The sequence below is a fragment of the Haliea sp. genome (assembly GCF_040221975.1).
GTDB lineage: Bacteria > Pseudomonadota > Gammaproteobacteria > Pseudomonadales > Halieaceae > Haliea.
In genome coordinates, this window is record NZ_JAVJWR010000006.1 from 49,622 (window position 1) to 63,035 (window position 13,414).

The window sequence follows — 13,414 nt, forward strand, 5'->3', positions numbered from 1 at the left end:
GGCTCACTGCGGTTGCGCGTGATTCTCGCGCTGGCCCGCGAGCCAGGTGGCATTGACCCGCAAATCCTCGTCCAGCAGCACCATATCCGCCCTTGAGCCTGCAGCGATCCGCCCCAGCTGTGGTTTGCCGATCAATGCGGCCGGGTACAGGGAGGCCATCCGCAAGCACTCGTCCAGCGGCAGGCCCACGATCTGGTGACAGTAGCGCACCGCGTCAATCAGAGCGATTGCGCTGCCCGCGAGGGCTCCTTCCGCATTGAGCAAACGGCCGTCCCGCACCGTGATGCGCTCCCCGTACAGCGTGAACCAGGATTGCCCGCTGCCGACCGTGGCCATGGCGTCGCTCACCAGAAACAGTTTGCCGGGCGCGGCGCAGCGGTGGGCAATGCGAATGCTGGCGGGGTGTACATGGTGACCGTCAGCGATGATGCCCAGCCAGCAGTCGTCGCTGTCCAGGGCGGCGCCGGTGACACCCGGTTCGCGGGCGGTCAGGGGACTCATGGCGTTGAACAGGTGGGTGAAGCTGCGCAGGCCGTCCTGCCTCGCCCGGCGAAGCGCTTCCCAGCTGGCTGCGCTGTGACCGGCGCTGACGATAATGCCGGCGTCGGTGAGCTGGCGTATCATGCCGGGCGCCATCGCCTCCGGCGCCAGGGTGATCAGGCAGCGGAGGTCGGTCAGGCTGCACAGCCAGTCCATGTCCTGCTGCGTCGGCCGGCGCAGGCGGTCCGCCCGATGGGTGCCGCGGCGCGCGCTGGCAAAGAACGGTCCTTCGATATGAATGCCGAGAATGGCTTTTGCGGCCGCCTGCGTCGACTCCCTCGCCGAACACACCGCGGCCACCCCCGCTGCCAACACGGCGGCGGTATCGCTGAGCAGGGTGGGCAGCAGCGCCGTGGTGCCATAGCGGCGATGGGCGGCGGCAATGTGCAATACGGTGTCGGCGCTGGGTGCATTGTTGAACAGCAGGCCGCCGCCGCCGTTGACCTGCAGGTCTACCAGGCCGGGTACCAGGAAACCGTCCGGGACATGCTCGCAGGGCAGCGACGCGGGGATGTCCGTGGCAGGCAGTAGCGCCTGCACGGTCTCGCCTGCCAGCAGCAGGCCGCAATCACTGTGCCACTGGCCGCCATCGAACAGGCGGGCAGCGCGCAGGGCCCGGTCGGGTTGCGGTTGCGTCATCCGCTGTCACTCCCGCGCAAGCGGGTTGTCCCAGCTGCCTTCGAAACAGGTCTCGTTCCAGTCCTTGCGTTGTCTTTCCGCCTCCTCGGCGCGCTGCTGTTTTTCGTTCAGCATCTGCGGGTCACCGCGGTAACCGATGGCCGCTGCCGCCATTGGCCGAAAACCACCGGGGATGGCGAAGTTCTCTTGCGCCCTGTCACTGTCAAATCCGGCCATCTGGTGCACGTGGATATCGAATTCCGCCGCCTGCAGGCTGAGAAAGGCCATGGCAGCGCCAGTGTCATAGGCGTGGTGATCATTGGGCTTGTCATTCGCGGTGAAGTGGGTCCTGGCTACCGCGAGCAGCAATACCGGTGCCTGCCTTGCCCACTCCTGATTGAATCCTATCAACGAGTCGAAAATCTTGCGGTAGCTGTCGCCCCGGTCTTTTATCCCCAGGATAAAACGCCAGGGTTGCTCATTGAAACAGGAGGGTGCCCAGCGCGCGGCCTCAAGCATGGTAAACAGCTGGTCGAGTGGCGGCACCTCAGCCCGAAAAGCCCGGGGGCTCCAGCGTGTCCGGATGAGAGTGTTGATGGGGGCGTGGGTCTGTGCTTCCTTGTGCTTCATAACAATCGCTTGTGTGATGGGGGCTGAATGGTTGGATCAAGAGCATGTGGGAATTCCCGGCCCCTGCTGGTCGAAAGACTATAGCAGGAACCCGGAATCCTCAACACTCGTTGTCCGCTCAGGCCCCGGTGCGAATGCCTCGCTTCTCGAGTATGGGCAACACGTGCTCGGCAAAATACGGGAACTCGTCGGCGTAGTTCACGAACGCGAGTGTGGTGCCGCCAAAGCCGGTCTCGTAAAGCTCGGTGATACCGTCGGCGACCTGTTCCGGCGTGCCTACCAGCGGGAAGCCGCCGTGTCCTGCCGCCATGCGGTCGCGGATGAGGCTCAGGAGATCGTGCGGGAACGAGTGGGCGTGGGCGAACTGCAGGCGTACCAGGTTGTCCACCGCGGCCCAGTCCGCATTCGTGTCGGCGTAATGCTTGTGGTAGTCCTGGGCTTCCTTCTCCGTGGGCCGGCAGACCACGTAGGAGAACGTCAACACGTTGACGTCGCGGCCCGCGTTACTTGCCTGTTCTCTCAGTTCCGCAAGCTCGTCGCGGGAGCGCGCCAGGTCGATCGCGGGCGTGAAAAGGAAGTTGGCATTTTTAACCGCGAACTCGCGTCCCTGGGGGGAACCTGCCGCGTTGACGATGGGCGGCAGATTCGAGATCGGCTTGGGGTCGGAGTGCACGCCCTTGAGCTGGAAATACTTGCCATCCCAGTCGAAGGCCCCGCTCTCGGTCCACAGCTTCCTGACGATATCGAACCACTCCTGGGCATAGCCGTAGCGGGTTTCGTGATCATCGGCCAACTTTATACCCATCGCCTCGTACTCGGGCTGGTTCCAGCCCGCGACGATGTTCAGCCCGGCCCGTCCGGCGCCAATCTGGTCGATGGTTGCAATCTGCTTGGCGACCACGACCGGGTGATTGAACGCGGTGTGCATGGTCGCGATCACCGAGATCCGGTCGGTAATCGCCAGCAGCCCCGCCGCCCAGGCCATGGTCTCCAGGACGTTGTAGTGAAAGTTGGTCTCGCCTCCGTAGCCGATCCAGCGGGCGATGGGCAGCATGAAATCCAGCCCGGCCTGGTCACATTGACGGACCAGGCGGGCATTGTTCTCCCAGGAGTTGACCCAGCGCTCCGGTACCTTGGTGACAGCCATGCCCGAGGAGCAGTTGGCTGAAAAGGTGCCGAGCTTGAAGTGATTTTTGCGGAACATGCGGTTTTCTGCTTGGTTCATGACGATCCCTCCCAGGGAATGTGAAATTTCATTATTGAATTTAAATTTAAATTTCAATCGTATTTAACTACAAATATCCAGATTGTCAACCAGCAGATCACGATCTGTGAGAAACTTGCCAGGTGGCGCCACGGGTTGCCCCGCGCGTGGTTTATTGGAGGAGGGATGTCATGCCAGGAAACAAAAAGCCCGGTTCCCCGGGCTTGCCAAGGAAGTCGAAGGAGAAACAGCCTGCGGCTCCGGATCTTGCCACCGTAGGCAGTGCCGAGGATGGTGGGCTCACTCTGGACCGGCGCTGGCATCTCGCCGAGACACCCCATGAGATTGCGGTCAGCGAGCTCGAGTACGCCATTCTCCGCTGCAACGAGGCATTCACCCGCTGGCAGGCCGAGTGTCTTGCCGCCGTCAGCGGCATCGATGTGGGGGGCAGCGACAACGCGCTCCTGCATGTGATCCGGATGAAGGAGCGAGCCAAGGGGGTCAAGGAGATTGCGCGGCTGATGAATCGCGACGACATACCCAATATCCAGTATTCACTGCGCAAACTCCTCAAGGCCGGCTTGATAGAAAAGAGTGCGCAGAGCTCCCACCGGCAGGGTGTCACCTACCATGTTACCGACAAGGGCCATGAGATCACCGAACTCTATGCCGGACTGCGGCGCAGTCTGTTGCTGGATTTCACCGGTACGGTCCACGAATTCGTGCCGCAACTGACGGATGCGGCGCGTACGCTGGATCTGATGTCGGGAATCTACGAGCAGGCGGCGCGTATCGCGGCCACCCATCGCAGCGACCAGCCGGAGTAGGCACTGCCGCGGAGCGGCGGGTCTAGACCAGGTAGAACGCGGTAGTCTCCATGCGCAATACCTCGACAGTGTCCTGGCGTTGCAGGCTGACTTCCGCGGTGACCACGCCCCGATCCGGCTTGCTTCGGCTGAGGCGCGTTGCCTGAATTCTGCACTGCCCGCTCACTGTGTCGCCAGGTCGAACGGGGGCGAGCCAGCGAACATGATCCACCCCGGGCGCAGCCACCGAGCTCGAATCGGTAATGAAGGCGTCACACAATAGCCGCATGGCGATAGCACAGCTGTGCCAGCCGCTGGCTATCAACTCCCCCATGGGTGAGTGTGCCGCCGCCACCGGATCGGTATGCATCGGCTGGGGGTCGTAGCGGCTCCCAAACTCGATTATTTCCGCTGCCGTGAGCCGATACTGCCCCAGCTGAATGAGTTGGCCGGCCTCGAAGTCATTGAAACGCCACATCTTTTTCTCTCCCGCTCAGGTTATGTGCAGTGTTGAACCTTCTGTAAACAGGGTATTTACAAGCTCGCCGATTAAACCTATGATCAAAAACACTTTAAGCCTAAAGTTTAACTGAAAAGAGTCGGTAGGTGCGAAAAGCCCGATCTTCAATAACGATATATTCACATTGGGCGCTTCTTTTGCCGGAAGAATAACGTTTTTCGAATTAAACTACGTGTAGGGGAAATTGCCATGAAGAAAAAATCGGTGTTCAAGCTGGGTTCGCTATTCGCTGCCCTGACTGTGCCAATTACCGGTGCCGCCCAGAACCTGCTTGAAGAAGTCACGGTCACCGCACAGAAGCGCGAACAGAATCTGCAGGATGTCGGGATCGCCATAACGGTATTCAGCGGCGAGCAGGTGCGCGCGCTGGGGGTGCAGCAGAGTTTCGATATTGCCGGGTTTACCCCGGGGGTGCATATCAGCGGCAATATTGCCGGCCAGAATACCCAGTTCTCGATTCGCGGTGTCACCCAGAATGATTTCAACGACATCATCGAAGCGCCCAACGCCGCTTATCTTGATGAAGGGTATCTGGCGGTGGCGCAGGCCCAGACCTTTGCGGTCTACGATATTGAGCGACTCGAGATTCTCAAGGGGCCGCAGGGTACCCTGTTCGGCCGCAATGCCACGGGTGGCCTGGTTCACTACATTTCCAACAAACCCAATTTTGATGGCACCGAAGGATACCTGGATTTTCAGGTCGGCGAGTTTGATACCCCAGCCAACGCCAGCCAGATCGTGGTCGAGGGTGCGCTGGGGGGAGCCCTGAGTGACACTGTTGCGGGCAGGGTGGCGTTTCGCTACAAGGACCAGGACGGTTATCTGAAAAATCTCTATCCGGACACTGCCTTCCTCGGCCCGCCGGGTCCCGGCGCCGGCGCTGATCTGGGCGGACAGGAAGACAAGTCCGCACGCACTACCCTGCTGTTCCAGCCAGATGACAGAATGCAGGCCATGGTCTCGCTCAACTATTCCAAATCCGAGCTGTCTTCGGGGCCTTACCAGAGCAAGCCCACCATCGGCATACTCGACCAGAATGGCGAGCTCATCAACGTGATTGACATGCCGGCTGACGAAACCCGGTTCACCATCCAGGGTGATCAGGACGGCGGTGCCAACGCCATCGATGGCAGCAGTTTCCTGCCGGGTGCGGGTATTGGTTTGCCGGGCCGCCTGGCGCCCGGTGGAGATTTTTTCGGCTACATCGACCCTGACGGCGAGGACTTTACCTTTTCCGGCGACTTTGCGTTTGAGGACCAGGCGTTTACTGAAACCTGGGGTGTCAATGTCAATCTGCAATATGAGCTGTCGAACGGTATTCAATTTACCTCGATTACGGACTTCAAGGACTACGAGAAGCTGTTGTTCATCGATGTGGATGCCGCTCCCGCCAACCAGCTGGCGAACTATGCCGGGGTCGACGCAACCAGTTTTACCCAGGAGTTCAGGCTGAACGGTGAAACCGAGCGCACCCGCTGGGTCGCCGGTGCCTTCTATCTGAATATCGATACCACCTCCGACAATGGCCTGAAGGCGCCGGTCAACAGTATTGCCGGCAGCCCGCCCTTCGCGCCGGTTGATATAGGTGTGGTCGCTGATCTGGAGACCAATTCCTACAGCGTGTTCGGTCAGGTCGATTACGACTTGACCGAGACACTGACGCTCACCGCGGGCGCTCGCCTGATTCAGGAAGAGAAGGACTTTGACCTGCTGATTGCCATCTTCCCCTCTTTTGACAGCTTCTCTGTCAATCGGGGCGATCCGATTCCCAACGCGTTTGGCGCCGGCTCGCCGTATACCAATACCGATGACAGTTCCGACACCCTGTGGACGGGCAAGCTGCAGCTGGACTGGCGCTACACCGATGATCTGTTGTTGTACGCCGGGATAAATCGCGGGGTAAAGGCCGGCAGTTTCAACGCGCCCTTGCTGGGTGCCTTTCTCGGCGCCGGCGGGGATGAAAGCCTGCCCTACGACGAAGAGATCCTGGTGTCCTATGAGGGCGGCTTCAAGAAGTCCTTTGCCGGTGGCATGACCCGCTTGAACGGCACGGCGTTTTACTACGATTACACCGATTATCAGTCGTTCCTGTTCGTGGGTGTCGGCGGCGTCGTGCAGAATAACGATGCCCGTACCTATGGCGCGGAACTCGAGTTGCAGACATCACCCATGGACGGACTGGACATCATGCTCAGCGGTGCCTGGTTCGATGCGACTGTGAAGGATGTGCCTCTGCGCAGGGGGTCGCCACTGCCTCCACGTGACGTCAAGCCAACCTATGCGCCTGAATTGCAGGCGGCGGGCCTGATTCGCTACCAGTGGCCCGCGCTGGGTGGCAACCTGGCAGTACAGGCGGACTTCTCCTATTCGGACGAATTTTTCTACAATCTCCGCAACTTTGATGCCGACAAGTTCGACAGCTATACCATCTACAACTCGTCCGTCAGCTGGAGCAGCACTGACAGCCAGTGGCAGTTGACACTGGCGGTGCGGAACTTGACGGATGAAAGAGCGGGCACCCAGGGTTTTGACCTGGCGTCCCTGTGCGGCTGTAACGAAATTGCATTCCGCGAGCCGCGCTTGTACTCCGTTGCCCTGCGGTACGAGTTCTGAGGCTGATGCAGCCGTCACCACAGCGGCGTAGCGTTCTCAAGGCCCTGGTGCTGGCGTATCCGCTGGTGTCCGGGACCCTGCTGCTGTCGCCGGCACAGGCGCGGCTGCGCAAGCTGCCGCTTGCGGTACTCGATGCCGGGGAAGCTGCAGACCTCGAGGCGGTAATAGAAGCCCTGGTGCCCGGCTCTGCGGGCGCAGGCGCGGTACATTTCATCGATTACCAGTTGGCGCGACCGGCCGCCGACAGCCTCCTGATGCTTCGCTATCTGGGTGTGCCGCAACCTCATGCGGATTTTTATCGCGGTGGCCTGGCGGCGCTGGCACAGCATTCCATCGACCGCTATGGCAAGCGCCCGGCGGCATTGCCGGATCCCGCGCTGGAGCAACTGATTGCCGATCTGATCGCTGATGACACGCCGGTGTGGGCTGGCCCCCCGGCATCATTCCTCTATTTCGTCTGGCGCAGCGATGGGGTTGATGTGACCTATGGCACAGAGGACGGCATGGTAGCACTGGGCATGCCCTACATGGCTCATATCAGGCCGCAGCAGGTATGGTGACAGTGCGCGACAAGGTTGACCTGCTGGTGGTTGGCAGTGGCGCCGCAGGCAGCGTATTCGCCGCCGAGGCGAGTGCGGCAGGCAAGCAGGTGGTGCTGCTGGAGGCGGGCCCGGCGCGCCCGCCCGGTGATCTGGTTAGCTCGCAGCTCTGGGCGCGTCGACAGAAATGGGGCGGCGCGCATGTGGAAGAAGAGGGTGATCACCGGGTCGGACACAACTTCAATGCGGGCTGGGGTACTGGCGGCAGCACCATGCACCATTACGGGGTATGGCCGCGGCTGCATGAAAATGATTTCCGGACCTTCACAGAGTATGGCCGCGGTCTTGATTGGCCGTTTCAGTATGCCGAGTTGAGGCCTTACTACGACAGAATACAGGCAGCCATAGGCCTCAGTGGCGACGCGACCCGGGAGCGCTGGCGCCCCCCGGGAGCGGCGTATCCCATGCCGCCCGTGCCCGTGTTCGGCCAGGGGCGCCTCATTGCTGCAGGCTTCTCAAGGCTGGACCTCCACACTGCGCCGTTGCCGCTGGCGATCAACACCATTCCCTATCGCGGTCGCCCGGCGTGCCTGTACGACGGCTGGTGTGATGCGGGTTGTCCCATCGGTGCGCTTGGCAATGCCCAGACCGTGTTTCTTGCCGAGGCGTTGAGATCGGGGGCAGAGCTGCGCAACGGAGCGACGGTAACCCGGCTGCTCACCAGTACTGATGGCCGCCGTGTCGAGGGTGTCGAATACCGGTCTGAGGACGGCGTGCAGCAGCGCCAGTACGCCGATGTCGTGGTGCTTGCGGCATTTACTGTCCAGAATGCCCGCTTGCTGCTGGCCTCTGCCAATAGTCATCATCCGCGGGGGCTGGCCAACCACAGTGGGCTGGTCGGACGTTATCTGATGACCCATCCTGCCGTCAGCCTTTACGGAATGTTCGACGCCGAAACCCAGCCCGGTTTCGGCCCGACCGGAGGGCAGCTGATCAACCAGGACGGTTACGACAATAAACAGGCGGTAAAGGATGCCTATGGCAGCTTTCAGTGGATCATTGCCAACGCCGTCAAGCCAAATGGCTTGCTGGGGATCGCCAACAACCGCGCGGATATCCATGGGGCGCAACTCAAGCCTTTCTTGCAGCGAGCGGTGAATCATCTCGGAGTAATGACACTCGTCGCGGAGGATATTGCGCTGCCGGAAAACAGGGTGGAACTGAGCAGCAGACGCGATGCTTTTGGCGTGCCGCTGGCTCGCGCCGTGCATAACCAGAGCAAGCCGAGCGCTGCGTTGGTCGCCCATGCCGTGCGGCAGGGGGAAGCTGTGCTGGATGCGGCCGGTGCCCGGGAACAATGGCGCGGGCCGCAAGCCGGAATGCACATCATGGGGGGCACGGTAATGGGTGTGGATCCGGCAAAGTCCGTGACCAACGGCTACGGCCAGAGTCACGATATCGAGAATCTGTATATCGCCGGCCCCGGCCTGTTCCCCGGCTCCGGTGCAGTCAACCCGACCTTCACTATCCACGCCCTGGCCCTGCGCGCCGCCGAACATTTGCTCCGCAACTGGCCCTGAACAAATTCCGGAGAAAGTCCCGGTACTTCCCGGTTAGCCATCTTTTCGTACCGCCCGAGGACAGCCTGCCACTACTGCGCGCCCGGCGACCGGGTAGCACCAAGGTGTGAAATTAGCGGCGCGACGGGGTGGTGGCGGTGGTATTCTGCCCAGTAGCTGCGGCACCTGACCACTTGCACTATTATCACGCCAGGCCCTTGGCCGGATAACATCTGGCCAAACAGTGGTCTGAGTACCCCGACGGGGGTTCTGCGCAACTGTCCAGGAGTATTTCCATGAGAGTCATCGTCATTTCCAACCTGTGGCCGGTCTCCGGGCGCATCGTATGAAGAAGCGCATCATTGTCGGCCTGAGCGGCGCATCGGGGGTCATCTATGGCATTCGTGCGCTGCAGCACTTGAGTCGCATCGAGGAGGTTGAAACACACCTGATCATTTCCGATGGTGCAGTCACCAACATCCAGGTGGAAACCGAGTGGAAAATTGACGATGTGAAGGCCCTGGCTGACGTTGTGCATCGCAACAACAATTTGGCTGCGAGTGTGGCCAGTGGCTCCTTTAACACCCACGGCATGATCATCATCCCCTGCTCCATCAAGACGCTTTCCGGCGTGGCCAATGCCTACGCGGACAACTTGCTGGTCCGCGCCGCTGACGTGGTGCTGAAAGAACAGCGCCGACTGATCCTCATGGTGCGGGAAACGCCGCTGCACAGGATTCACCTGGGCCTCATGCTGCGGGTGGTGGAGGCAGGCGCCATCATGATGCCGCCGACTCCGGCTTTTTATCACAGCCCCAGGACCATCGATGACCTGATCGACCAGAGCGTGGGCAAAGCTTTCGATCTTCTTGGGCTGGAACACGATTTGTTCCAGCGCTGGGGAGACCGCAAGAGCGGCAAACTATACGAATGAACATCGACTGCAGCGCCTGACCTGAACCATTCCCGAGGGGTGGGAGGGAGTGGTAGTCGCTGGTGGTAAAAGTGTGCACAATAACCCGCGGATACTTTAGGTGTAAACTATCAGGAGAAAGGCAATGAGTGAGCTTTCCATTCTTGGCGCACTGACCGCGGGCATGGCCGGCGGTACCATCAAAACCGTGGATTTGACTGCCACCCTCACCCCCGAATACCCCGTGATTGAGCTGCCGCCGGAATTCGGCCAGGCGGCACAGTTCCAGAAGAAGGAAATATCCCGCTACGACGAGCGCGGCCCGGCCTGGTACTGGAACGATTTCACGCTCAATGAGCATACCGGCACGCACTTTGACGCGCCTATCCACTGGGTCAGCGGCAAGGATCTGCCCAACAATGCGGTGGACACGATTCCGCCACACCACTTCATCGCCCCGGTCTGCGTTGTGGACGTCTCCAGGGAAGTCGCCGCCGACCAGGACTTTATCCTGACCCGCGGCCATCTGGAGAACTGGGAGGCGGAACACGGTCGCATTCCCGCCGGTTCATGGCTGTTCATGCGCTCCGACTGGGCAAAGGTCGTCAGTCCGGACAATTTCAAGAACGAGCGCGAGGATGGCGCCCATCACCCCGGGCCGGATGCCGGGTGCGTGCGCTTCCTGGTGGAGGAGCGCGATGTCCTCGGTTTTGGCTCCGAATGTGTTGGTACGGACCACGGACAGGCGTTTCACTTTGATCCGCCGCTGCCCTGTCATTTTTACATGCACGGCGCGGGCAAGTACGGACTCCAGTGCATGATCAACCTGGACCAGCTGCCGCCCACGGGTGCGGTGATCGTGGCGCCGCCGCTGAAGATCGAAGAGGGTTCCGGAAGCCCGCTGCGGGTGCTGGCACTGGTGCCTGCCTGAAGAACCCGGTGGCGGGACGCTTGCGGGACGCCGGGGTGGTGGTATGCTCGCAGCCACGGACGTCAATATAACAAGAGGGATCTCATGCGTCGCCGCCTACTGCCTACCCTGGTGCTGAGCCTGGCGCTCGCCGCCTGCAGCGATTCCAACGACCGCCTTGTGCTGTCACCGGCGCCGGAACCCGAGCCGGAGCCCACGGTCACCTACTCGGCGGAAGTACGGCGCACGGAGTATGGTATCCCCCATATCAAGGCCGACGACTGGGGCAGCCTGGGCTATGGCTTCGGTTACGCCTATGCCCAGGACAACTTCTGCGTGGCCATGCGGGAGATCGTGTTTGCCAGCGGGCGCTCAGCGGAACTGATGGGCGAGACCATGGGCAATGTCGAATCGGACTTCCTGTTCAGCTTTCTGAACGGCGACAAAGAGGCCTTCGAGGAAGAATTTGTTTCCGTCCTGCCCCAGTTTGCCCGCGACCTCGCCGAAGGCTATACCCGCGGCATGAACCGATACCTGGAAGAGACCGGGCTCAGTGGTCTGCCGGATGGGGAGCTGGGCTGCCGCGATGCGGAGTGGGTATTCGCGTTCGACAGCGTTGACCTGTTCCTGTTCCTGCGCCGGGAGGCCCTGCGCGGGAGCTCCGAGCAGGGTATTTTCCGGCGTGCGATTCTCGCCACCACGGGCCCCGACAACGCTGGCGGCAGTGTCTCTGCCGAAGGCCTGGACCAGGCGGCAGCTGCGCTCTCCGCAGCCGCCGCCCAACTGCGCGATCTCGACCGCGGCAGCAACGGCCTCGCCCTGGGCCGGGATGCCACCAGAAATGGCAGCGGCATGCTGCTGGGCAACCCGCACCAGCCCTGGTTTGGTTCTGGAGCCTGGTATCAGGCCCACCTGACCCTGCCCGGTACCTATGATGTCGCCGGCGCCGCGCTGCACGGCTTTCCCTTTATCGGTATCGGTTTCAACCGCGACCTGGCGTGGACCCACACGGTGTCCCTGGCGAATCGCTTCAGCCTCTACGAACTGAAGCTGAATCCGGACAACCCCCTGCAGTATGTCTATGACGGCGAATGGCGCGATATCGTGCCGCAGACCGTCACCATCAAGGTCAAGCGCGATGATGGCAGCCTGGAGGAGCGGGAACAGGTGTTCTACCTGTCGCATTATGGCCCGGTGATCAATCTCAAGGGCGTGAGTCCGGTACTGGACGGCTGGCCCATGTTCAATGGCTCGGTGCTGGCCTTCCGCGATGCCAATATCCTCACCGGGATCCGCGGTATTGAACAGTGGATCACCAAGGGGCAGGCCAGTTCCATCAGCGGGTACGTGGACGCCCTGCAGGGCATCGGCAACCCGGTCTTCCACGAGCTGGCGGCAGACCGCGACGGCAATGCCTTCTATGGTGAGCTGTCGGCGATCCCCTTCATCACCCAGGATCAACTGGATCGCTGCATCAACGGGGTGGTGGGGCCGTTGCTGGCCGCTGCCACCAGCAATGTGATCCTGTCCCTGGACGGCTCCGATTCCAGTTGTGAGTGGGGCACGGACCCGGAAGCCCCCGCCGGCAGCAACCTCTACGGCGCCTCCAAATTGCCGCAACTGGTCACTACCGATTACGTTGGCAACAGCAACAACAGCTATTGGCTCAGCGATGCCAACAACCCGCTGGAAGGTTTCCCGGTGATCATGGGTCCGGTCGGGCACGAGGGCCGTCAACAGTTCCTGCGTACCCGCATCGGTCACATCATGGTCGCGGAGCGCAAGACCGCCAGCGATGGCCTGGACAGTGAACCCCTGTTCGATCTTGAGAGCCTGCAAGGCCTGATGTACGCCAACCGGGTGTACGGTGCCGAAGTGGTGCTCGATGACGTTCTGGCGATCTGCGCCACCGGGGCTGCGGAGCCTGTTCTGGAGGCTTGCAGCGTACTCGCCAACTGGGACCGCAGGGTCAATGTCGACAGCAGGGGCGCCCAGGTTTTTACCGAGTTCTGGAAGGTGATCAGCAGTGAGCTGGGCAATGCCTTCCAGAATATCGTCCAGAGTGACGAATTCTGGGCGGTGGATTTCGATCCCGGGGACCCGCTGCACACCCCGACAGGCATTGATATCGCGGTACCCGGCAACCACGACCGGGTGATCAACGCGCTCGCGGTTGCCACTGCCCGGCTGGAGGCGGCCGGCGTCGCCCTCAATGCGCCATGGGGCGAAGTGCAGGTGCTGGAACGCAATGGGGTGCGGGTGCCGATCCATGGCGGTGCCGGCACCATGGGCGTCTACGGTGCCATCAGTGTGGGCCTCTCGGAGAGTGGCTACGTCAACCCCGGCGCCGGCAACTCCTACATCCAGGCGGTGACCTGGGATGACAGCGAGTGCCCGATCGCGGATGTGATCCTGGTGCCGTCGCAATCCACCGATCCGGCTTCGCCGCATTTCGCCGACCAGACCGAGCTGTATGCGGAGAAACAGTGGGTGCGCTTCCCTTTCTGTGAGGCAGAGATCAGTGCCGCCCAGATTGGCGAGACCCTGCTGCTGGAAGAGTAA

At 61.3% G+C, this 13,414-nt stretch carries 11 protein-coding genes; 7 read left to right on the forward strand and 4 right to left on the reverse strand.

Annotation, left to right across the window (positions count from 1 at the left end; genetic code table 11):
• Window positions 1–3: 3 nt before the first annotated feature.
• The 3 genes from nagA to RLO07_RS01640 form a co-directional block, all read right to left on the reverse strand.
• Window positions 4–1,179, reverse strand: a complete 1,176-nt coding sequence (nagA, locus tag RLO07_RS01630; protein ID WP_462290384.1) for an N-acetylglucosamine-6-phosphate deacetylase — start codon at window positions 1,177–1,179, stop codon at window positions 4–6.
• 6 nt (window positions 1,180–1,185) lie between these two features.
• On the reverse strand, window positions 1,186–1,788 hold the full coding sequence (locus tag RLO07_RS01635) for a nitroreductase family protein (RefSeq protein WP_462290385.1): 603 nt from the start codon (window positions 1,786–1,788) through the stop codon (window positions 1,186–1,188).
• Between the two features lie 118 nt (window positions 1,789–1,906).
• Window positions 1,907–3,013, reverse strand: a complete 1,107-nt coding sequence (locus tag RLO07_RS01640; RefSeq protein ID WP_462290386.1) for an LLM class flavin-dependent oxidoreductase — start codon at window positions 3,011–3,013, stop codon at window positions 1,907–1,909.
• Window positions 3,014–3,183: 170 nt separating this feature from the next.
• Between RLO07_RS01640 and RLO07_RS01645 the strand changes: the two genes are divergently transcribed.
• Window positions 3,184–3,819 carry a winged helix DNA-binding protein gene (locus tag RLO07_RS01645; protein ID WP_462290387.1) on the forward strand — a complete coding sequence of 212 codons (636 nt, stop codon included), beginning with the start codon at window positions 3,184–3,186 and terminating at the stop codon, window positions 3,817–3,819.
• 22 nt (window positions 3,820–3,841) lie between these two features.
• Here RLO07_RS01645 and RLO07_RS01650 read toward each other — a convergent pair whose 3' ends face one another.
• A complete protein-coding gene (locus tag RLO07_RS01650) occupies window positions 3,842–4,276 on the reverse strand; it encodes a MaoC family dehydratase (RefSeq protein ID WP_462290388.1) in 435 nt (144 codons plus the stop codon).
• Between the two features lie 231 nt (window positions 4,277–4,507).
• Here RLO07_RS01650 and RLO07_RS01655 point away from each other — a divergent pair, with 231 nt between their 5' ends.
• The 6 genes from RLO07_RS01655 to RLO07_RS01680 all read left to right on the forward strand — a co-directional run bounded on the left by RLO07_RS01655 (window position 4,508) and on the right by RLO07_RS01680 (window position 13,414).
• Window positions 4,508–6,931, forward strand: coding sequence for a TonB-dependent receptor (locus RLO07_RS01655; protein WP_462290389.1), 2,424 nt, complete (start codon window positions 4,508–4,510; stop codon window positions 6,929–6,931).
• A gap of 5 nt (window positions 6,932–6,936) precedes the next feature.
• Window positions 6,937–7,491 (forward strand): gluconate 2-dehydrogenase subunit 3 family protein, encoded by a 555-nt coding sequence (locus RLO07_RS01660; RefSeq protein ID WP_462290390.1) that lies wholly within the window; start codon window positions 6,937–6,939, stop codon window positions 7,489–7,491.
• Window positions 7,485–9,050 carry a GMC family oxidoreductase gene (locus RLO07_RS01665; protein WP_462290391.1) on the forward strand — a complete coding sequence of 522 codons (1,566 nt, stop codon included), beginning with the start codon at window positions 7,485–7,487 and terminating at the stop codon, window positions 9,048–9,050. The genes RLO07_RS01660 and RLO07_RS01665 overlap by 7 nt, the downstream gene beginning before the upstream one ends.
• A 325-nt stretch (window positions 9,051–9,375) precedes the next feature.
• Complete coding sequence (locus RLO07_RS01670) at window positions 9,376–9,963, forward strand: UbiX family flavin prenyltransferase (RefSeq protein ID WP_462290392.1); 588 nt, start codon at window positions 9,376–9,378, stop codon at window positions 9,961–9,963.
• A gap of 124 nt (window positions 9,964–10,087) precedes the next feature.
• Window positions 10,088–10,873: a cyclase family protein gene (locus tag RLO07_RS01675; protein WP_462290393.1), complete on the forward strand. Its 786-nt coding sequence runs from the start codon at window positions 10,088–10,090 to the stop codon at window positions 10,871–10,873.
• Between the two features lie 84 nt (window positions 10,874–10,957).
• Window positions 10,958–13,414, forward strand: a complete 2,457-nt coding sequence (locus RLO07_RS01680; protein ID WP_462290394.1) for a penicillin acylase family protein — start codon at window positions 10,958–10,960, stop codon at window positions 13,412–13,414.